This is a genomic window from Arthrobacter sp. ok362 (genome assembly GCF_900102785.1).
GTDB lineage: Bacteria > Actinomycetota > Actinomycetes > Actinomycetales > Micrococcaceae > Arthrobacter.
The window spans coordinates 1-19,235 of the sequence record NZ_FNGC01000015.1 but is presented as its reverse complement, the minus strand read 5'-3'; the positions used below and the strand labels follow the sequence as shown (position 1 = coordinate 19,235).

18 protein-coding genes and 1 pseudogene are annotated in these 19,235 nt (G+C 66.6%); 10 read left to right on the top strand and 9 right to left on the bottom strand.

Annotated elements, in window-relative coordinates; all coding sequences use genetic code 11:
* The first annotated feature begins 38 nt into the window (after positions 1-38).
* On the top strand, positions 39-1,424 hold the full coding sequence (gene hisD / locus BLQ10_RS17800; protein WP_254785650.1) for a histidinol dehydrogenase: 1,386 nt from the start codon (positions 39-41) through the stop codon (positions 1,422-1,424).
* 182 nt (positions 1,425-1,606) lie between these two features.
* Complete coding sequence (gene nrdR, locus BLQ10_RS17795; RefSeq protein ID WP_091564343.1) at positions 1,607-2,110, top strand: transcriptional regulator NrdR; 504 nt, start codon at positions 1,607-1,609, stop codon at positions 2,108-2,110.
* Positions 2,111-2,298: 188 nt separating this feature from the next.
* On the opposite strand, the gene ppgK is transcribed toward nrdR, so the two are convergent.
* Entirely contained in the window at positions 2,299-3,102 is an 804-nt protein-coding gene (gene ppgK, locus BLQ10_RS17790) for a polyphosphate--glucose phosphotransferase (RefSeq protein WP_091564342.1), read from the bottom strand.
* 97 nt (positions 3,103-3,199) lie between these two features.
* Positions 3,200-4,078 (bottom strand): type I methionyl aminopeptidase, encoded by an 879-nt coding sequence (gene map, locus BLQ10_RS17785; RefSeq protein WP_091564340.1) that lies wholly within the window; start codon positions 4,076-4,078, stop codon positions 3,200-3,202.
* A gap of 168 nt (positions 4,079-4,246) precedes the next feature.
* On the opposite strand from map, the gene BLQ10_RS22145 reads away from it, so the two are divergent.
* On the top strand, positions 4,247-4,411 hold the full coding sequence (locus BLQ10_RS22145) for an SPOR domain-containing protein (protein WP_139164280.1): 165 nt from the start codon (positions 4,247-4,249) through the stop codon (positions 4,409-4,411).
* A gap of 141 nt (positions 4,412-4,552) precedes the next feature.
* The gene (locus BLQ10_RS17780) at positions 4,553-6,583 is read left to right on the top strand and encodes a phage holin family protein (protein WP_091564338.1); all 2,031 of its coding nucleotides are present in this window, start codon (positions 4,553-4,555) and stop codon (positions 6,581-6,583) included.
* A gap of 36 nt (positions 6,584-6,619) precedes the next feature.
* On the opposite strand, the gene BLQ10_RS17775 is transcribed toward BLQ10_RS17780, so the two are convergent.
* From BLQ10_RS17775 to panB, 3 genes are all read right to left on the bottom strand, one after another.
* Positions 6,620-7,381 carry an MBL fold metallo-hydrolase gene (locus BLQ10_RS17775; RefSeq protein ID WP_091564337.1) on the bottom strand — a complete coding sequence of 254 codons (762 nt, stop codon included), beginning with the start codon at positions 7,379-7,381 and terminating at the stop codon, positions 6,620-6,622.
* Between the two features lie 21 nt (positions 7,382-7,402).
* Positions 7,403-7,792 carry an SHOCT domain-containing protein gene (locus BLQ10_RS17770; RefSeq protein WP_091564335.1) on the bottom strand — a complete coding sequence of 130 codons (390 nt, stop codon included), beginning with the start codon at positions 7,790-7,792 and terminating at the stop codon, positions 7,403-7,405.
* A 214-nt stretch (positions 7,793-8,006) separates the two neighbouring features.
* Entirely contained in the window at positions 8,007-8,933 is a 927-nt protein-coding gene (panB, locus tag BLQ10_RS17765) for a 3-methyl-2-oxobutanoate hydroxymethyltransferase (RefSeq protein WP_091564334.1), read from the bottom strand.
* A gap of 262 nt (positions 8,934-9,195) precedes the next feature.
* Between panB and glnA (BLQ10_RS17760) the strand changes: the two genes are divergently transcribed.
* From glnA (BLQ10_RS17760) to BLQ10_RS17740, 5 genes are all read left to right on the top strand, one after another.
* A complete protein-coding gene (gene glnA, locus BLQ10_RS17760) occupies positions 9,196-10,536 on the top strand; it encodes a type I glutamate--ammonia ligase (protein ID WP_091564332.1) in 1,341 nt (446 codons plus the stop codon).
* Between the two features lie 9 nt (positions 10,537-10,545).
* A complete protein-coding gene (locus BLQ10_RS17755; RefSeq protein ID WP_091564331.1) occupies positions 10,546-13,557 on the top strand; it encodes a bifunctional [glutamine synthetase] adenylyltransferase/[glutamine synthetase]-adenylyl-L-tyrosine phosphorylase in 3,012 nt (1,003 codons plus the stop codon).
* Positions 13,558-13,630: 73 nt separating this feature from the next.
* Positions 13,631-14,047: a VOC family protein gene (locus BLQ10_RS17750; protein ID WP_091564329.1), complete on the top strand. Its 417-nt coding sequence runs from the start codon at positions 13,631-13,633 to the stop codon at positions 14,045-14,047.
* Positions 14,048-14,096: 49 nt separating this feature from the next.
* Positions 14,097-14,612: a GNAT family N-acetyltransferase gene (locus tag BLQ10_RS17745; RefSeq protein WP_091564327.1), complete on the top strand. Its 516-nt coding sequence runs from the start codon at positions 14,097-14,099 to the stop codon at positions 14,610-14,612.
* Positions 14,613-14,687: 75 nt separating this feature from the next.
* Complete coding sequence (locus BLQ10_RS17740; protein ID WP_091564325.1) at positions 14,688-15,335, top strand: MBL fold metallo-hydrolase; 648 nt, start codon at positions 14,688-14,690, stop codon at positions 15,333-15,335.
* Between the two features lie 169 nt (positions 15,336-15,504).
* Here BLQ10_RS17740 and glnA (BLQ10_RS17735) read toward each other — a convergent pair whose 3' ends face one another.
* Positions 15,505-16,929, bottom strand: coding sequence for a type I glutamate--ammonia ligase (gene glnA / locus BLQ10_RS17735; protein WP_091564324.1), 1,425 nt, complete (start codon positions 16,927-16,929; stop codon positions 15,505-15,507).
* 284 nt (positions 16,930-17,213) lie between these two features.
* Here glnA (BLQ10_RS17735) and BLQ10_RS17730 point away from each other — a divergent pair, with 284 nt between their 5' ends.
* On the top strand, positions 17,214-17,651 hold the full coding sequence (locus BLQ10_RS17730; protein WP_091564322.1) for an RDD family protein: 438 nt from the start codon (positions 17,214-17,216) through the stop codon (positions 17,649-17,651).
* A 91-nt stretch (positions 17,652-17,742) separates the two neighbouring features.
* On the opposite strand, the gene BLQ10_RS17725 is transcribed toward BLQ10_RS17730, so the two are convergent.
* The 3 genes and pseudogenes from BLQ10_RS17725 to BLQ10_RS22845 all read right to left on the bottom strand — a co-directional run.
* Positions 17,743-18,150 (bottom strand): DUF3817 domain-containing protein, encoded by a 408-nt coding sequence (locus BLQ10_RS17725; protein WP_091564321.1) that lies wholly within the window; start codon positions 18,148-18,150, stop codon positions 17,743-17,745.
* 127 nt (positions 18,151-18,277) lie between these two features.
* Positions 18,278-19,039, bottom strand: coding sequence for a DUF4191 domain-containing protein (locus tag BLQ10_RS17720; RefSeq protein ID WP_091564319.1), 762 nt, complete (start codon positions 19,037-19,039; stop codon positions 18,278-18,280).
* Between the two features lie 89 nt (positions 19,040-19,128).
* Positions 19,129-19,235 (bottom strand): annotated as a pseudogene (locus BLQ10_RS22845) (lipoyl synthase); the annotation flags it as partial.

Genomic DNA, 19,235 nt, shown 5'->3' with positions numbered 1-19,235 from the left:
TGTGCGGCCCGCCGCGGCAGGGCACGTAAAATGATTGGGTGAGCCTAACTCCTGACAGCCCCGTGACCCCGATGACCGCCGCCCTTAACTTCCGCACGGTGGACGTGCGCGGTGCGCAACTGTCCCTCGCCGGACTCCGTGCGGCCGTGCCCCGGGCGCAGTCCGGCACCGTGGCGGACGCCGAGGGCAAGGTTCTGGACATCATCTCCGCCGTCCGCACGCGCGGCTTCGGCGCACTCCGGGAGCTGGCCCTGGCCTTCGACGGCGTCGAGCAGGCGCATCCCCGCGTCCCGGCCGGGGCGTTGCGTGCGGCCCTTGAGGGCCTGGATCCCGCCGTGCGCGCGGCACTCGAGGAGTCCATCAAGCGGGCCCGCGCGTTCGCTGACGCCCAGCGCCCGGCGAACATCGACGTCGAACTCGGCGAAGGCGCCGTCGTCAGCCAGAACTGGGTGCCGGTGGCGCGTGTCGGGCTCTACGTCCCGGGCGGCCTGGCCGTCTACCCGTCCTCGGTGATCATGAACGTGGTCCCGGCCCTGGCCGCCGGCGTCGAATCGATTGCCCTGGCCTCGCCGCCGCAAAAGGACTTCGGCGGCCTCCCGCACCCCACAATCCTGGCGGCAGCCTGCCTGCTGGGCATCGAGGAGGTCTACGCGATCGGCGGGGCGCAGGCCATCGCCGCCTTCGCCTACGGCATCCCGGCGGACGCGTCCGGCGGCGGCAATCTCCCCGGGATCGACCCCGTGGATGTCGTGACCGGTCCGGGCAATATCTTCGTGGCGACTGCCAAGCGGCTGGTCAAGGGGGTTGTGGGGATCGATTCCGAGGCCGGCACCACGGAGATTGCGATCCTCGCCGACTCCACCGCCAGTCCCGCCCTCGTGGCCGCGGACCTCATCAGCCAGGCAGAGCACGACCCCAAGGCGGCATCGGTTCTGTTCACCGACTCCGAGGTCCTCGCCGCCGACGTCCGCGTGGAGCTTGAGCGACAGGCAGCTGCCACGAAGCACTCCAGCCGCGTCCGCGAGGCACTCTCTGGCCCGCAGTCCGGAGTGGTGCTGGTCGAGGACCTGGAGCAGGGCATCGCCGCCTGCGACGCCTACGCCGCGGAACACCTTGAGATCATGACCGCCGATGCCGCCCGGGTGGCCGGCCGGATCCGCAGCGCCGGCGCGATCTTCGTGGGGGACTACAGCCCCGTGAGCCTGGGCGACTACTGCGCCGGCTCCAACCATGTACTGCCCACCAGCGGCACGGCGGCTTTCTCTTCCGGATTGAACGTGACCACCTTCCTGCGCGCCATCCAGGTCATCAACTACACCCGCTCCGCGTTGGAGCAGGTCAGCGGCCACATCGTCAGCCTCTCCGGCGCGGAGGACCTGCCCGCACACGGCGAGGCTGTCACGGTGCGGTTCGCCGCCCGGTAGCCGGGGGCCAGACCACTACATGTAGTAATTACAGGCTTGTTATTCAGCTACATCTAGTCGTAAACTGGGGACACAGGGCAGCGCTGACTGCGTTAAAGTCAGCACTGCACTCATACAGCACTGCACTAATACTGAACGAATACAGCACTGACACGGCGGATTGCGACAGGGGAGGAACCGACATGTATTGCCCGTTCTGCCGAAACCCTGATTCGCGCGTGGTGGACAGCCGGATCGCCGACGACGGCTCCGCCATCCGGCGCCGCCGCCAGTGCCCCGAATGTGGCCGGCGGTTCACCACAGTGGAAACCACCAGCCTGACCGTCATCAAGCGCTCTGGCGTCGGCGAGCCATTCAGCCGCAGCAAAGTCATCAACGGCGTCCGCAAGGCCTGCCAGGGCCGTCCGGTCACCGAAGACGATCTCGCCCTGCTGGCGCAGGAAGTCGAGGAGACGATCCGGGGCTCGGGCGCCGCCGAAATCGATGCCCACGAAGTCGGGCTGGCGATCCTGGAGCCGCTGCAGCGTCTCGACGAGGTCGCCTACCTGCGGTTCGCGAGCGTCTACCAGGCCTTCGAATCGCTGGAGGACTTCGAATCGGCGATTTCCCTGCTTCGCCATGAGGCCGAGTCCAAGGGCCGGGACGGCAAGAGCCCGGACAAGCGCCCGCTTCAGGCGCCGTCGTAGTTTTTGTGATTCTTTGTCCTAGTTACTGTGTCCTAGGGTCCACCACAGACTCCGGTGGTGGCAGCGGAGGGGAAGCCGCGGCCACCACCGGCTCCACCAAAAAAGTTGAGCTATCACTCCGGGTCGTTCCCAGCGTTCAGAACGACCCGGAGTGATAGCTCAATTGGCTTTTACGGCTCAATGGGCCTTTATTTGGCCAGCTTGTGCTTCAGCGCAATCTCAATGGCCGCGCCCACGATCCCGGCGTCATTCTTCAGCTCGGCCGGGACGATCGGAGTGCGCAGCTTCATGTGCGGCAGGTACTCGTCGGAGCGCTTGGAGATGCCGCCGCCGACGATGAAGAGTTCGGGGGAGAACAGGAACTCCACGTGGGAGAAGTAGCGCTGCAGCAGCACGCTGTACTGTTCCCAGCTGAGGCCCTCGCGCTCACGAGCCACGGCCGAGGCCTTGGTCTCGGCGTCGAAGCCGTCGATCTCCAGGTGGCCGAGTTCGGCGTTGGGGACCAGCTTGCCGTCGAAGATGAAGGCTGAACCGATGCCGGTGCCAAGGGTGATTACCAGGACGGTGCCGTCGATCCCCTCGCCGGCACCGAAGCGGGCCTCGGCGAGGCCGGCGGCGTCGGCGTCGTTGATAACCTCTACGGGGCGGCCCAGACGTGCCGTAAGCATGGCGTCGATGTCGGCTTCCAGCCAGGACTTGTCCACGTTCGCGGCCGAGTGGACCACGCCGTGCTTAATGATGCCGGGGAAGGTGACTCCCACGGGGCTGCTGGCGTCGGGGGCGTCGTGACGTGCCGTGAGCTCGGCGACAACCTGGGCGACGACTTCGGCCACGGACTCGGGGGTGGAGGGCTGCGGCGTGGGGAAGCGCACGCGGTCGCCGATCAGCTTCCCCTTCTTCAGGTCCACGATCCCGCCCTTGATACCGGTTCCGCCGATGTCAATGCCGATCAGGGGTGCATTCTTCTTCGACTTTTCGTCCTTCTTGGCCAATGTCGTTCCGTTCGTGGCAGGGGCGGGCTGTGGTGACCGGACGGGCCGGCGGGTGAAAGAGCGGGATGTTCAGCGAAATAGCATGTGGAGCGGTCGGTCAGGGCAGCGTGAGGACCTCGGCGCCGGACTCCGTGACGAGCAAGGTGTGCTCGAACTGGGCAGTGCGCTTCCGGTCGCGGGTCACGACGGTCCATTCATCGGCCCACATGTCCCAGTCAACGGTTCCCAGGGTCAGCATTGGCTCGATCGTGAACACCATACCGGTTTCCATGGTGGTGTTGTATGCGGGCGCGGCGTCGTAGTGCGGAATGATCAGCCCGGTGTGGAAAGCTTCGCCGACTCCGTGTCCGGTAAAGTCGCGGACCACGCCGTAGCCGAAGCGCTTGGCATAGGACTCAATGGTCCGGCCGATCACGTTGATTTCCCGTCCCGGAGCTACGGCCCGGATAGCGCGGTTCAGCGATTCCCGGGTGCGCTCGACGAGGAGGCGGGATTCCTCGTCGACATCACCGACCAGGAACGTGTAGTTCGTGTCGCCATGAACGCCGCCGACGAAGGCCGTGATGTCGATGTTGAGGATGTCGCCGTCCTGGACCACCGTGTTGTCCGGGATCCCGTGGCAGATGACCTCGTTGAGGGAGGAACACAGGGACTTCGGAAAGCCCCGGTATCCGAGGGTGGAAGGGTACGCGTTGTGGTCCAGCAGGTACTCGTGGCCTACCCGGTCCAGATGGTCGGTGGTGACGCCTGGTTCGATGTGGTTGCCGACCTCCACGATGGCCTGGGCAGCTATTTTGGAGGCGATCCGGATCTTTTCAATGATCTCCGCCGACTTGACCTCTGAGCCTGTGAACTTTGCCGGAGCCGGCTTGCCCACATATTCCGGACGCGGGATGGACGGCGGTACGGGAAGCTGCGGGCTCACTGTCCCCGGGACAAGCGTGCCGATGGGTGCAGTTGAGGCTAGAGAAGGCATAGATTGATCATATAAGCTGCTGGGCTTTGCCCGGAAAACCGAGCCGGAAAACAGAGCCGGAAAACAGAGCCCGGAAAACCGAGCCGGAAAAGAGGGCCCGGAAAATACATCCGGAAACAGCAGGAAAAACCGCAGGAAAACGGCCGGACAAACAGTGAAGGAACCCCGATGCCCGAATACTGGTACAACGTCAACACTCACGAGATCGAGGAAGACGCGATGTCCGACTGGAGTCAGTTGATCGGACCGTATAAGACCCGCGAGGAAGCCGAACACGCCCTGGAAAAGGTCAAGGCGCGTAACGAGGCGTGGGAAAAGGACGAGGACGACTAGGCCCGTTCCGCCTGCCGCGCCAGTGTGGGCATCTCCTGGCAATCGCGGACCGGACACCCCGCACGGGGACTGATCTTCTCACTGTCATTCTCACCCTGTGCGGGTGAGTGCCAGCCGGTTACGGACAGCCATACTGAGAAAATGCCGACGAGCGTTGTCCCCACCCGCGGTGCCCGAGTCACCGACCTGGCCAGGCTGGCCGTTGCCTGGGCTGCCTCGACTGTGGCCCTCATTATCACCGGCGAACTGCTGCCGGGGTTCTCAGCAACGAGTTGGTGGGCTTACGCCGCCGTTGCAGCGGTGGCCGGCATCGTGGGTCTGGTCCTCCGCCCCGCGCTGGTCGAGATCTCCGCCAGGGTGGGCTGGCTGGCGGTGCTTCTTATCGCTCTGATCGGGCAGGCCCTGATCATGTATGTCGCCATCCGCCTGGTGCCCGGCATCGAGTCGACGGCATGGACCGCTTTTGTCGCAACCTGGGTCAGTGCCGTCGTAGGCACGCTCATCTCGTGGGCTACCACGGCCGGAACTGATGACGGACTCATCACCTCGCTGGCCGGAAGGGCACGCCGGCAGGAAACGGTGACCGATCCGGAGGTTGATGGCGTCCTGTTCGTGCAGCTCGACGGCGTCCCCTTCCCGGTGCTGCAGTGGGCGGTGCAGTCCGGGGCACTACCCCATATCCGGCGCTGGCTGACTTCGGGGGATTACCAGTTCCGTGAATGGACTCCGCAGTTGCCATGCACCACGCCGGCGAGCCAGCTGGGTATTCTGCACGGCACCGTAGACGGGATCCCTGCCTTCCGGTGGTATGACCGTGAGCTCAAACGGGTCCTGGTGGCCAACCGTCCGGCAGACGCCCGGGTGATCGAGGAAAGGCACAGCACGGGCCAAGGCCTGCTCTGCGACGACGGCGTCTCCATTTCGAACCTGTTCACCGGTGACGCGCCCCGATCGCTATTGACGATGAGCCGGGTGGAGGTCCGGCGCGGCTCCACCGAAACCCGTCGTGCGTTCGCTTGGTTTTTCGCTTCGCCGAACGGATTCATGCGCAGCTTCACGCGGACAGTCGGGGAGATCCTCAAGGAGCGTTGGCAGGCCCGGAGGCAGGTCAAGCGCGACCTCAACCCGCGTGTGCATCGAGACTGGACCTTCGCCCTGCTGCGAGCAGTCACCAACGGCCTGCTGCGGGACCTGAACACGGCCTTGGTGGCGGAGGAGCTGCGTCGTGGCACGAAAAGCATCTATGTCGACTACGTTGACTACGACGAGATCGCCCACCACGCAGGCATGTTCCGGCCCGAATCGCTCGCCGCCCTGGATGGCCTGGACCGCACGCTCGGATCCTTGGCCCAGCTCGCCGGGTCCGCGCCGCGCCGCTATCGGCTGGTGGTGCTTTCGGACCACGGCCAGTCCCAAGGCACCCCGTTCGCCGACCGGTATGGCCAGACGCTCGGCGATCTGTGCGCGGAACTCATGAACGAAAACGTTCAGAACGTGGACGCGTCCGTCGAAGGGCTCGGGCGCGCGGACTCCATCGCCGGCGACATCTCGACTGGCGGGATGACCGGGAAACTGGCCGGCCGTGCCGACAAGGTGCTGACCAAGGCACAGCAGACGTCGGCTCCCGGTGACGCCGAGGATCCGGTGGTCGTGTTGGGCTCAGGCAATCTGGGCCTGGTCTACGTGCGGGGTGACCGGCGCTTGACGCTCCAAGCGCTCGAGAGCCAGTGGCCAGCCCTGATCCCCGGCCTGGCAAGCCATCCCGGCGTCGGGTTTGTCGCGGGCATTGATGAAGAGGGCCGGGCGTGGGCGATCGGAAGCGGTGGGCGCCTCAACATCGCAAGCGGGGCGGTTGAAGGCACCGATCCGCTGGCCAGCTTCGGGTCCCACGCGGCGCGGCTGCTCGCCCGTGCGCTGCTGCACCCGGAGGCGCCGGATCTATACGTCAACAGCACGGTCGATCCCGTCACCGACGACGTCTCAGCGTTTGAAGGCCTCGTCGGCTCCCACGGGGGCCTCGGCGGTTGGCAGGACCGCGCCGTGCTGATCGGCCCGACCGACCTCATGGTGGGGCTGCCCGAGCGGATCGAAGGCGCCGGAGAACTCCACCGGGTGCTGGTGGCGATGCTCGAGTCCTGCGGCCAGCGAGCCACGACGGCGTCCCGCGGTTGAGCGATTGGGTGGTTGAGCGATTGGGTTGAGAGTGACTTACGCGGGCGGCGCCACCCAGGACTGGCCGGGAGCGAGGACGATTGCCGTGCAGCCAGGGGCCTGCTCCGCCACCGCGTCGGCAAACCGGTGCCCAGGCTGCTCGAACCAGCTGCGGGCAAAGTGTGTGACGAATGGGGGGTGCAGCGTTCCCCAGTGCACCGGTACGGCGAATCGCGCGCCGCTCATCGCGACGGCCCGGGCGGCGCTCTCCGGAGACAGGTGTCCCGCCGAGAGCCTCGGTCCCCACCCCCAGACCGGCACCAGGGCGACATCGATAGGCCCTCCCGCCATGGCCGGGATCGCGGCCATCTCCGGAAACAACCCCGTGTCACCGGCGATCCAGACGATGCCCGATGGGCCCCGCACGAGCTGGCCATTGGCGTCGTTGGGACGGTGCGGCATGGGGCGGCTACGGTGCTCGGCCGGGACCTGGCGGACCTGGACCCCGCTGCCTGCCGGGGTCCAGTCGTCGCCCAAGGGAACTGTGTGCATCAGCTTTCGGCGACGCAACCAGGCAGCGTTCGCCGGAGCGCTCATCAGCGCTGCCCCGCGCAGCATGCGCAGGGAGCGCAACTCGGCGTGGTCGTGGTGCAGGTGGGAGAGGAGCACCACGTCCGGCCGGCTCCACGACGCCGGGTCCGGCCGCGGTGCCAGACGCCGCAGCAGCCCGGCATGGGGACGAAGCAACGGATCGGTCAGGACCCGAACGCCGTCGAGATCCAGAACCACCGTGGAGTGACCAAGCCAGGTGATTCTCATGCCGGGCGCAGCCTTGTCGCGTCAGGCCAAGGCCTTTGCCTTCAGGGAATCAAACTCGGTCTGGTTGATGGCTCCGGAATCGAGGAGCGCCCTGGCATCGGCGATCTGGCCGGCGGGACTGGACGTCGTGCCCGCGGCCTGCTTGATGTACTCCTGCTGGGCAGCCTGCTGCTCGGCCAGTGCCTTCATCTGACGTTCGCCCATGCTGCGGCCCCGGGCGATCAGGTAGATGAGGGCGCCGAGCCAGGGAACGAAGATCAGCAAAATAACCCAGCCGGCCTTGCCCCAGCCGCTGAGCGTGTGGTCGCCGAACAAGTCCATCAGGCAGCGGAACCACACCATCAGCGCGGCGATCCAGATGAAGAACCAGAAACTCCACAGCAGGACGTCCCAGAAGCTATTCGTGTTCATCGATACTCCTCGAATCGTGTCCGCCGGAGCCGGACCCAACGCTTAGCGCATGAAACCGTCCGGGCCGGCGGAACATCTTGAGGTCCTAATGCAGACCTTAATGGTCAGCCTGCCCGCACTGACGCCGCAACGCATCGCCCGCGAAGGATGAGGTGGGGGCGCCGGCCGACGGGCTGTTTCCCGGATCCGGAGGGACCGAGGCCCGCAGGCGCCGCTAGAAGGAGTGCTCCGGGCCGGGGAACTGGCCGGATCGCACGTCCTCGCCGTAGGCCTTCGCGGCGTCGCCGAGCGAGGTGCGCAGGTCCGCGTACTGCTTGACGAATTTCGCCATCTTTCCACCGCGCAGGCCCGCCATGTCCTGCCACACCAGGACCTGTCCTGTGGTGGCGCTGCCGGCGCCGATGCCGACGGTGGGAACCTCGACGGCGGCATCCACCGCGGCCGCCGTGGCGGCCGGGACCATTTCCATGAGCACGCAGAACGCGCCGGCGCCGGCCAGCGCGACGGCGTCGTCGATCAACCGCTGGGCGTCATCGCCGCGGCCCTGGACGCGGTAGCCGCCGAGGGCGTGCTCGCTCTGCGGGGTGAAGCCAATGTGCGCCATGACGGGGATGCCGGCCTGGACCATGGCGCGGACGGTCTCGGCGTAGAATTTTCCGCCTTCGATCTTGACCGCGTGAGCCAGGCCCTCTTTGAGGAACCGCACGCCGGTGGCAACCGCCTGCTGGGCTGAGACCTCGTAGCTGCCGAAGGGCAGGTCAGCGACCACCAGGGCCCGCCGCGCGGAGCGGGCGACGGCCCGGCACAGCGGAAGGAGCTCGTCCACCGTCACGGGAAGGCTGGTCTCGTTGCCGAAGACGTTATTGGAGGCCGAATCGCCCACCAGGAGCACCTCGATGCCTGCCTGGTCAAAAATCTCGGCGGTGTACTGGTCATAGGCGGTGAGCATCGCGAAGCGCTCACCGTTGACCTTGGCCTGGTGCAGATGATGCGTGCGGATCCTGGCCGCCGGTTTCCGGGACGCATCCGCCGGCCCCGCACTGTTCCCCGTGCCGTCCGCCGCGGAAGCCGCGGGGCCGTTACCGTAGGGGGCCGCAAGTTCTGCGGGCGTGCTGGAATCAGAGCTGTTACGTGTGGCCATGCCACGAGCGTAATGCGATACGAAGTGCCGCAGCTACCGGGGAACGCCCCCGTTGCCAGTGAATCACGTCACAGGTGCGGGCCATATGACAGCGCAGCGCCGCCGTACGCCGCGAAATCGTCCGCCTTTGTGTTAACGGTGTGTTACGCGGGGGTCCGGCTTCAGCAATCGGTGGGAATGCTTAGTAAAGTGAACCGTGAGCAACCGCGGGGCCCATGAAAGGCGGGCCTGGGGCGGATGGAAGAACCGGAAAGAGGCCAGTATGGACCGCCAGCAAGAGTTTGTCCTGCGGACGATCGAAGAGCGCGATGTGCGGTTCGTGCGCCTTTGGTTCACCGACGTCGTGGGATCGCTCAAGTCCGTGGCCCTGGCCCCAGCCGAGGTGGAAGGCGCCTTCGAGGAAGGACTCGGATTCGACGGATCATCGATCGAGGGCCTGGCCCGCGTCTTTGAATCCGACATGCTCGCCCAGCCGGATCCGGCCACGTTCCAGATCCTGCCGTGGCGCGGCGAGACCGAGGCCACCTCGCGGATGTTCTGCGACATCCTGACGCCCGACGGCGAACCCTCCTCCGCCGATCCGCGCAACGTCCTCAAACGCACCCTGTCCAAAGCCGCTGACATGGGCTTCACGTGCTACACCCACCCCGAGATCGAGTTCTACCTGCTCAAGTCCCAGGAGCCTGGCCCGGACGGATCACCCATCCCCGTGGACGAGGGCGGCTACTTTGACCACGTCCCGGGCGGCGTGGCGCAGGACTTCCGCCGGACCGCCGTGACCATGCTCGAATCGGTGGGGATCTCCGTGGAATTCAGCCACCACGAGGCCGGCCCCGGCCAGAACGAGATCGACCTGCGCTACGCGGACGCGCTGCAGACCGCGGACAACATCATGACGTTCCGGACTGTCATCAAGGAAGTCGCGCTGCAGCAGGGCGCCTACGCCACGTTCATGCCCAAGCCCTTCACCGCCCACCCGGGCTCCGGCATGCACACGCACTTCTCGCTCTTTGAAGGAGACACCAACGCCTTCTACGAGGCCGGCGCAGAGTTCCAGCTTTCAGAGACGGCGCGCCAGTTCATTGCCGGCATCCTCAAGCACGCACCCGAATTCACGGCAGTGACCAACCAGTTCGTGAACTCCTACAAGCGGCTCTGGGGCGGGGGAGAGGCGCCGAGCTACCTGAGCTGGGGCCACAACAACCGCTCCGCGCTGGTCCGCGTCCCGCTGTACAAGCCCGGCAAGGGCCAGTCCGCGCGGATCGAATACCGTGGCATCGACTCCGCCGCCAACCCCTACCTGGCCTACGCCGTGCTCCTTGGCGCTGGGCTCAAGGGCATCGAGGAGGGCTACCAACTCCCGGCGGCGGCGGAGGACGACATCTGGTCGCTGAGCTCGGCGGAACGGCGCGCCATGGGCCACGACCCGCTGCCGGCGAGCCTGCACGACGCAATCCGGACCATGGAGGATTCCGAACTCATGCCGCAGATCCTCGGCGAGCAGGTGTTCGAGCACTTCCTGCGCAACAAGCGTGCAGAATGGCAGGACTACCGCCTCCAGGTGACGCCCTACGAGCTGCAACGCAATCTCGGCATTCTGTAGACTGCCCCAATGAGCCTGGCACGACGCCTCATTGCCGCCGGCTTCAGTGATCTCGACAAGGGCGAGCGGTTCCTGGCGGCCCGGGAACTGGAGGGGCTCGACCAGGACGCCCTGTTCACGGGGCTGCAGCTGGCGGCAAACCCGGACACGGCCCTGCAGTCCCTGGTCCGGCTGATCGAGAAGCACCCGGAGCTGCGCAAGCTTGCCGTCGCGGACCCGGAAAGCAGCGAACCGCTGTACCGGGTCCTGGGGGCCTCCGAAGCGCTGGGTGAGTTCCTCATCCGCCACCCCGAGCACCTCGACGCCTTCGAGGTGCGGGTCAGCCCGGAACCGCTGGCCGCGGACGCCGTGGCCCTGAGGGCCCGGCTGCTGCAGTCGGTGCGGGCCGACCCCACGTCTGCCCGGCCGGTGGCGGCCCTTAGCGGTCAGGTTGCCTACGCCGCCCTGCGGACCGCCTACAGGCGCGGGCTCGTGGAACTCGCCATCAAGGACCTGTGCGCAGCCGATCCGCTGGACTTCATGCCGGCTGCGGGTGCGGAACTGGCCGATCTCGCCGGCGCCGCCCTCGAAGCGGCCCTCGCCGTGTCCAGGGCCGAGGCGGCGGAGAAGTTCGACGCCGCGGAGGTGGCCGACGTCGGTCTCGCCGTGATCGGCATGGGCAAGTGCGGTGCCCGCGAACTGAACTACATTTCCGACGTCGACGTCATCTACGTGATCGATTCCGGCGCGCTGGAGGAGACCCTGGCCACTACCATCGGCACGGTCCTGGCTTCCGGCATCTCGCGGGCGATCATGTCCACGAGCCGCGAACCCGGGCTGTGGGAAGTGGATGCGAACCTCCGGCCCGAGGGAAAGTCCGGGCCGCTGGTCCGGACCCTCGCCTCACACGAAAGCTATTACGCGCGCTGGGCCGAGAGCTGGGAATTCCAGGCCCTCCTGAAGGCCCGGACCATTGCCGGCGACACCGCCCTGGGGGCCCGCTACGAAGCAGCCGTGATGCCCTTGATCTGGTCCTCGGCCGGACGGGAAGGCTTTGTCGAATCCGTCCGCGCCATGCGCCGCCGCGTCACCGAGCACATTCCAGCCGATGAGGAACAGCGGCAGATCAAGCTGGGCCGCGGCGGACTGCGCGACGTCGAATTCACCGTCCAGCTGCTCCAGCTCGTGCACGGCAAGTCCGATGAATCGCTGCGCTGCCGGGACACCACCTCGGCCATCGCCGCACTGTCCGCCGGCGGGTACATCGGCCGCTCGGACGCCGCCGAGTTCGACCGCGACTACCGCTACCTGCGCCTGCTCGAACACCGGATCCAGCTGTTCCAGCTACGCCGGACCCACCTCATGCCGGTCAACGAAGCGTCGTTGCGCTCCCTCGCCAAGGCCGTCCTGGGACCGTTCTCCGCCGAGCGGCCCAAGCCGGATGCCCTGGTCGCCGCCTGGCGAAAGACCAAGCGCTCCGTGCGGGAACTCCACGAACGCATTTTCTACCGCCCGGTGCTCAATACCGTCGCCACCCTGAGCAGCGAAGAGGCGCGCCTGACCCCGGAAGCCGCCCAAGGCCGCCTCGCGGCCCTGGGCTACCTCGATCCTCGCGGCGCCATGCGGCACATCGAGGCACTCACCGGCGGCGTGAGCCGGCGCGCCGCACTCCAGCGCCAGCTCCTGCCCATCCTGCTGGACTGGCTCGCCGACGGCGTGGACCCCGACGCCGGGTTGCTCGCCTTCCGGCGCGTCAGCGAGGCCCTTGGCACGACACACTGGTACCTGGGCATGCTCCGGGATTCGACGGCAGCGGCCGAGCGGCTCTGCCACGTGCTCGCCAACTCCCGGCTGATCGCGGACCTGCTGGAGGTTTCGCCCGAGTCCGTGGCCTGGCTGGGCACGGACAAGGAATTGGTGCCGCTTAGCTTCAAATCCCAATGGCTTGAGATCACCTCGAAGATGTCCCGGCACGCGGACCCGGAAAGCGCCATGCGGCTGATCCGGCTGATCCGGCGCCGGGAAATCCTGCGGGTCGCCATTGCGGACAGTGAGGGCCTGCTGGACCAGGACCAGGTGGGCGCAGCTCTCGCCGATACGGACCGGGCAGCCGTCCTGGGGGCGCTGCGCGTGGCGGAGACGATCATCACCGCCGAGGAACCGCTGAAGACGCACGTGCTGGTGGTTGCGATGGGCCGCCAGGGCGGCCGGGAGATCGGCTACGGCTCGGACGCCGACGTCATGTACGTCCACCGCGGACTCCCCGGCGTGCCGGAAGAGGAGGCGCAGGCGCAGGCCTTGCAGATAGTAGGCAAGCTCTCCAGCCTGCTGACCCAGCCGCTCAAACCGGCGATCCTGGCCGAACGGGTGCTGGCAGTGGACGCCGACCTGCGCCCCGAGGGCAAGAGCGGGCCCATGGTGCGGTCCCTGGAGTCTTATGCCGAGTACTACCGCCGTTGGTCCCTCGTATGGGAGGCCCAGGCGCTGCTGCGGGCACGACCAATGGCCGGCGACGATGCCCTGGCAGAGGATTTTGTGGCCCTGATCGATACAATCCGGTACCCGGAGTCGTTATCTGACCAGGACGTGCGGGAGGTCCGGCGGGTCAAGGCCAGGGTCGAGGCGGAACGCCTGCCGCGCGGGGCCGATCCCGCCCGGCACCTGAAACTTGGCCGGGGCGGGCTGAGCGACGTCGAATGGCTGGCCCAGCTGCTCCAGCTTCAGCACGCCGGCCAGCATCCGGAGCTGCGGACCACGTCCACCGTGGAGGCCCTCGAGGCGGCCACGGCCCTGGAACTGATGGACGCTGAGGACACCGTAATCCTGCTCCGGGCCTGGCGGCTGGCGAGCCGGATCCGTTCGGCCAACGTCATCTGGACCGGCCGGTCCTCGGACCTGCTGCCCTCCTCCCGCCGCGACCTTGAGGCGGTGGCCCGCTGGTGCGGCTACGGACAGGGCAACGCCGCGGCGCTGGAAGAGGACTACCTGCGGCTCAGCCGGCGTGCCCGGGCAGTTTTCGAGCGGGTCTTCTACGGCCAGTAGCGCCCGGCGGCTGCCAACCGGCTACTGAAACGCCCTACTGACACGTGCCGCCGCGCGGTGCTACCTTGGGCGGATGGCCAGGCAACTTTTTGTGAACCTCCCCGTCCGAAATCTCGATAAGACCGTTGAGTTCTTCACGGCGTTGGGGTTCTCCTTCAACCCTGACTTCACTGATGAGAACGCCACCTGCATGATCGTCAATGACGGCGCGTTCGTGATGCTGCTCGTCGAGTCCTACTTCAAGACCTTCACGTCGAAGTCCGTCGCCGCTACGGCTGACACCGCCGAGGCCATCATGTCCTTCTCACTGGAGAGCCGCGAAGCCGTGGACGAGGTCATCCGCACCGCACTGACCTCCGGGGGAACGGCATCGGAGGAGGCCCAGGACTACGGCTTCATGTACACGCACAGCTTCCAGGACCCGGACGGCCACCTCTGGGAAGTCTTCTGGATGGATCCGGCTGGGCCGCCCAAGGACGCTGCGCTCTAGCCCCTTTCCTCTTGGCGGCAGCCGCCGCCGGCGCGGGTACGCTGTCTACATGTCTGGACACGTGTGGCTGCTGCCCTTGAAGAACATCGACGACGACGCCCGGGCCGTCAAGCTTGGGGAGATCGCGTTGCTGGAACGCGGTGAGGGGCAGCAGAAGTTCGTTGGCGAGCCGCTGCGAATGATGCTGATCGCGCTCGAAGAGGAGTCCCGACACCCGTTCGCCGTGGATGAGAACGGCACCGCCGTCGGCGTGCTGACGCTCCAGGCCGGTGCCGCGACCCTGGCCGGCTGGCCCGACGACGACACCGCCTGGCTCCTGCGGGGGTTCCTGATCGACCGGCGCCAGCAGGGCAACGGCCTCGGCACCCTCGCCGCGGAGGCCGCAGTGCGGGAGGCAGCCAAACTGACGGCGGGCCTGGGCAGCGGCCAGGCCGGCGTGGTGCTTTCCGTCAACGAAGGCAATCCAGCCGGACAGGCTGCCTACAGCAAGGCCGGTTTCGAGGACCGGGGGCAGTACCTCGGCGGCGGCTCCGGCCCGCAACGGACCATGTACCGGGCCTTCTGAAACCCCGCATCTTGACTGGGGCGGCCGGGGCGCCGATATTGGGTTCTGATTCGCCTTTGAGAAAGGTGCACGACGATGGTCCACTCCGAGATGTTGGTAGAACCGGTCGTCCAGGAGCTCCGCATTCCGGCCGGGATTGCCGGGCCGGACGAGGTGACGATGGACGTACGTTGTTTCCTCGTGTCCCATCCGGCCGGGCTGCTGTTGATCGATACCGGTCCGGGCAGCGCCGATGCCATAGGGGCAGCACTGGACCGCGTCGGGGCAGGCTGGGGTGACGTCACCGACGTCGTCCTGACGCATTCCCATCCGGACCATGTCAGCGGCCTTGCGGACGTCGCTGCCCGCTGTCCAGGGGCGGTGGTCTGGGCGGGTGCCGCGGACTGCAAGGACATAACGTCCACCGTGCCGCTCCGCGCGCTGGCGGACGGAGACCACGTCCGCAATCTTCAGGTCGTGGCGGCCCCCGGGCACACTGCGGGGCACATCTGCCTGTTGCTCGAGGACGGGATCCTGTTCGCAGGAGACGCGGTGTTCACCGATGCGGGTGCATTGAAACGGCCGCCGGGGGCATTTACGGCAGACCCTGTGCAGGCCGAGGAGTCGCTCCGGAAACTGAGCCTGCTGGAGCCCGACCGGATGCTCGTCGGCCACGGGGCGGAGATTCCTGACCCGGCGGGTGCGTTGCGCCGGCTCCTCGAAGGTGCCCCGGAAACTTCATGATGGGCACGAGGGTCAACTTTCGTTGACGCCGCGGAAGTACGGGAAGCGCTGAGCCTTCGCGGCAGTGCGGGTCCGGCCGCGCCGGCCAAAAGGAGCCGGCTTAAAGACGAGCGGCCCCCACCGCGAGGTGGGAGCCGCCGTCGTGCAGGTCTTTTAGGACCTGACCTGGCTAGACGCCGTAGTAGAGCTCGAACTCGAACGGGTTCGGGCGCAGTGAGAGCGGACGGATCTCGTTCTCGTACTTGTACTCGATCCAGGTGTCGATCAGGTCCTGGGTGAAGACGCCGCCGGCCTGGAGGAACTCGTTGTCCTCGGCCAGTGCATCCAGGGCCTCCTCGAGGGTGCCCGGAGCCTTGGGGATGTCCTTGGCTTCTTCGGCGGGGAGCTCGTAGAGGTCCTTGTCGATCGGAGCCGGGGGTTCGATCCGGTTGCGGATGCCGTCGATGCCGGCCATCAGCTGGGCGGCGAACGCCAGGTACGGGTTGGAGGAGGGGTCCGGTGCGCGGAACTCGATGCGCTTGGCCTTCGGGTTGGAGCCCGTGATCGGGATGCGGATACCGGCGGAGCGGTTGCCCTGCGAGTAGACCATGTTGACCGGAGCTTCGAAGCCCTTGACCAGGCGGCGGTAGGAGTTCACCGTCGGGTTGGTGAAGGCCAGGACGGCGGAGGAGTGCTTCAGCAGGCCGCCGATGTACCAGCGGGCGGTGTCGGACAGGCCGGCGTAGCCCTTCTCGTCGTAGAACAGCGGCTCGCCACCGGTCCACAGCGACTGGTGGCAGTGCATGCCCGAGCCGTTGTCACCGAAGACCGGCTTCGGCATGAAGGTCACAGACTTGCCCCAGGCGTCGGCGGTGTTCTTGATGACGTACTTGAACTTCTGCAGGTCATCAGCCGCGTGGGTCAGGGTGGTGAACTTGTAGTTGATCTCGGCCTGGCCGGCGGAGCCGACCTCGTGGTGGCTGCGCTCGACCTCAAGGCCGGCCTCGTCCAGGGCAACACACATGGCGTCGCGCAGGTCGGCCTGCTTGTCGGTGGGGGAGACCGGGAAGTAACCGCCCTTGACCGGGGTCTTGTAGCCGAGGTTTCCGCCCTCTTCTTCACGGCCGCTGTTCCAGTGCGCTTCCTCGGAGTCGATCTTGTAGAAGCTGCCCTGGGGCGAGGACTGGTACTGGACGTTGTCGAAGACGAAGAACTCGGCCTCGGGGGCGAAGAACGCGGTGTCGGCGATGCCGGTGGAAGCCAAGTAGGCCTCTGCCTTCTCGGCCACGCCGCGGGGGTCGCGGTGGTACGGGTCACCGGTACGCGGGTTCACGATCGAGAAGTTCAGCGCAAGGGTCTTCTCCATGCGGAACGTGTCGATGAACGCCGTCGTGACGTCCGGGATGAGCTGCATGTCAGACTCGGCGATGCCCTGGAAGCCGCGGATGGAAGATCCGTCGAACAGCTGGCCGTTGACGAAGAAGTCGGCGTCAACGCTCTTAGCGGGCACGTTGAAGTGCTGCTGAACGCCCGGGAGATCGGTGAAGCGGATATCGACGAATTTGATGTCTTCGTCTTTGATGAACTTGAGGACTTCGTCCGCAGTCTTGAACATCTATGCTCCTTACGCATATGAAAGATCTGGCCGTCAGGCACATTGGTCCAGCGCAGTCCAACAAGCGGGGAAGGCAAAAAAGTTCCCCGCTTCGCAGTCGCTAGCAACTGTTACCACCCTAAGGACGTGGGATTTCCCCGCAGTGTCCGCATTGTTTCGGGGAGGTTACAGAATGCCCTGACACGTAAACGCTAGCCGTCGGTCCACACTGCGGCCTATACGGTCCACAGTGTGACACCCTGCCGCCCACACTGTGGACATGCCAGAGCGGATAAGATTGGAGGGTGGTTGATCGCAAAGATATTGGTTCATGGCTCACCGGGCCGGACACATCCGGCATCTCCAGGTACCCGGGGGAGCGGCTTGGATTGCCCGACGTCGGCTCAGAATCGATCGCCCGTGCCGGCCGGCGCATCCTGGCGATCTGCATTGACTGGGGCATCGCGCTGCTGATCAGCAATTTCGCCTTCGGCGGCGATTCCTGGGCCACTCTTGCCGTGTTTGCCATCGAGCAAATCCTGCTGATCGGCACCCTCGGCTACAGCATCGGCCACCGGATCGTGGGGATCCACGTGGTCCGGCTGGGGGGAGGGCGGGCGGGCCCGCTCGCGGCCCTGGTGCGCACGGTGCTGCTGTGCCTCGTTATCCCTGCCGTCATCTTCGACCCGGACCAGCGCGGCCTCCACGACAAGGCCATGAATACCGTGCTCGTCCGGATGTAGGAAGCTTTCGCCCGATGCGCGGCGGCGGCTCCCCGCCAGTCGGCGGAGGACCGTCCCGGTAAGTGCTGGTCAGCGCCCGGCCAGACCCCAGTCAGACCCTGGTGGATACCGCGTCGTCGTCGCGGTCCGGTGTTGCTGCCAGTTCGCTGGCCTGTTCGCTATCCTGTGTCCCTGCCGCAGCGCCGGCGGCATTGAGGTGACCGCGGCGCCCGGCCCAGCGTTCAAACCAGACGGTCGCAAAAGGGAAGACGGCGGACAGGCCTGAGAGCAAGGCAACCCGGAACGGCCAGCGAAGCTTCGCCCACAGGCTCAACGCCGCGACCGCATAGCCGATGAAAATCGCGCCGTGAATCGGGCCGGCGATCTCCACGCCAAGTTCCGTCGTCCGGCTCACCCATTTGAGCACCATGCCGACCAGCAGCGCCGCCCAGCTGAACGCTTCGGCGATCGCCAGCGCCCGGAAGATGCGGATCATGATGGCGGTCGGGGGGAATGTCATGCGGTTCTCCTGGTTCCTGGCATCCGTCGGGTAGATGCCGGGCCTAATGGAAACGCCCCGGCTGGCGGCCTGGAATGGCCGTGAACCGGGGCGTTTCTGCGTTACTGGGCGGCGCTGCGGGCAGGGCCTAGCGTCCGCGGGCCGCCTTGCGGTCCGGACGGGCCTTGTAGGGATCGATGCCCTTCGGGATGGGCAGGCGGCCGCCGAGCGACGAAATGCGCTTGGACACGGCGCTGACCTCGGTCTTGGTCAGCTCGCCCTTGAGCTTGTTCATCTTCCTGGCGATCTGGCTGAGGGGCACCTGGCCTTCGCCGCGGCCGCTCTCGATCACGTGGATCGTGACATTGGGGAGGATACGGGCAAGACGCTTGCGCTCGGCATCGACCAGCGGCTTGACCCGGTTGCTCGGGCCTTCGCTGACGAGCACGACGCCGGGACGGCCGATGGCGCGGAAGACGGCGTCCTGGGTGCGGGGGTTCACGGCGACGGGCTGGTCCTCGGTGATCCAGCCGCGCTTGAGCGTGCCCAGTGCGGCACCGGAAGCGCCCGGCTGGTTCTCGATCTGCGCGAACGCGGCGCGCTCGGCCCGGCGGGACAGGATCAGCGTGGCCGCAAGGGCACCCAGCGCGATGCCGATGATCAGGCCGGTGATCCAGTTTTCGAGCAGGAACCCGACCAGGAGGCTGACCGCAACAACACCCAGGAAGGCCAGCAACATCAGCCACGGAACCATGGGATCGTGGCGGCGGGTCATCTGGAAGACTTCGCCGATCTGCTTCAGCCGGCTCGGCTTCTGGGCCTTTGCTGCCTTGGGCTTGCGGGAGAAAGGTCCGCGCTTCGGAGCATCGGAAGCCGGGCTGGAGTTGCTGGGATCAGGGGAATTCGCCATAGTGCCTTAATTCTACGTGATGGACGGCCAAGGGCCGGCACCGGATGACTCCGGTGCCGGCCCTTGGCTGGGAGGTCTTGGAATAGGGGTCAGGAATGCGCCGCGAGCAGTGAGCTGGCTTCCTGGCGGGTGCTGCCCGAGCTTTCGATGTGGGCGAGCTCGGCGGGGATTTCCCAGCCCTTCTTGCGCATCGCGG

What these genes read in the sequence shown, in the direction of transcription:
- nrdR (WP_091564343.1), top strand. Translation starts at nt 1,607, where the DNA reads ATGTATTGCCCGTTCTGCCGAAACCCTGATTCGCGCGTGGTGGACAGC.
- map (WP_091564340.1), bottom strand. Translation starts at nt 4,078, where the DNA reads ATGCCTTCTCTAGCCTCAACTGCACCCATCGGCACGCTTGTCCCGGGG.
- BLQ10_RS22145 (WP_139164280.1), top strand. Translation starts at nt 4,247, where the DNA reads ATGCCCGAATACTGGTACAACGTCAACACTCACGAGATCGAGGAAGAC.
- BLQ10_RS17780 (WP_091564338.1), top strand. Translation starts at nt 4,553, where the DNA reads ATGCCGACGAGCGTTGTCCCCACCCGCGGTGCCCGAGTCACCGACCTG.
- BLQ10_RS17775 (WP_091564337.1), bottom strand. Translation starts at nt 7,381, where the DNA reads ATGAGAATCACCTGGCTTGGTCACTCCACGGTGGTTCTGGATCTCGAC.
- BLQ10_RS17770 (WP_091564335.1), bottom strand. Translation starts at nt 7,792, where the DNA reads ATGAACACGAATAGCTTCTGGGACGTCCTGCTGTGGAGTTTCTGGTTC.
- panB (WP_091564334.1), bottom strand. Translation starts at nt 8,933, where the DNA reads ATGGCCACACGTAACAGCTCTGATTCCAGCACGCCCGCAGAACTTGCG.
- glnA (WP_091564332.1), top strand. Translation starts at nt 9,196, where the DNA reads ATGGACCGCCAGCAAGAGTTTGTCCTGCGGACGATCGAAGAGCGCGAT.
- BLQ10_RS17755 (WP_091564331.1), top strand. Translation starts at nt 10,546, where the DNA reads ATGAGCCTGGCACGACGCCTCATTGCCGCCGGCTTCAGTGATCTCGAC.
- BLQ10_RS17750 (WP_091564329.1), top strand. Translation starts at nt 13,631, where the DNA reads ATGGCCAGGCAACTTTTTGTGAACCTCCCCGTCCGAAATCTCGATAAG.
- BLQ10_RS17745 (WP_091564327.1), top strand. Translation starts at nt 14,097, where the DNA reads ATGTCTGGACACGTGTGGCTGCTGCCCTTGAAGAACATCGACGACGAC.
- BLQ10_RS17740 (WP_091564325.1), top strand. Translation starts at nt 14,688, where the DNA reads ATGGTCCACTCCGAGATGTTGGTAGAACCGGTCGTCCAGGAGCTCCGC.
- glnA (WP_091564324.1), bottom strand. Translation starts at nt 16,929, where the DNA reads ATGTTCAAGACTGCGGACGAAGTCCTCAAGTTCATCAAAGACGAAGAC.
- BLQ10_RS17725 (WP_091564321.1), bottom strand. Translation starts at nt 18,150, where the DNA reads ATGACATTCCCCCCGACCGCCATCATGATCCGCATCTTCCGGGCGCTG.
- BLQ10_RS17720 (WP_091564319.1), bottom strand. Translation starts at nt 19,039, where the DNA reads ATGGCGAATTCCCCTGATCCCAGCAACTCCAGCCCGGCTTCCGATGCT.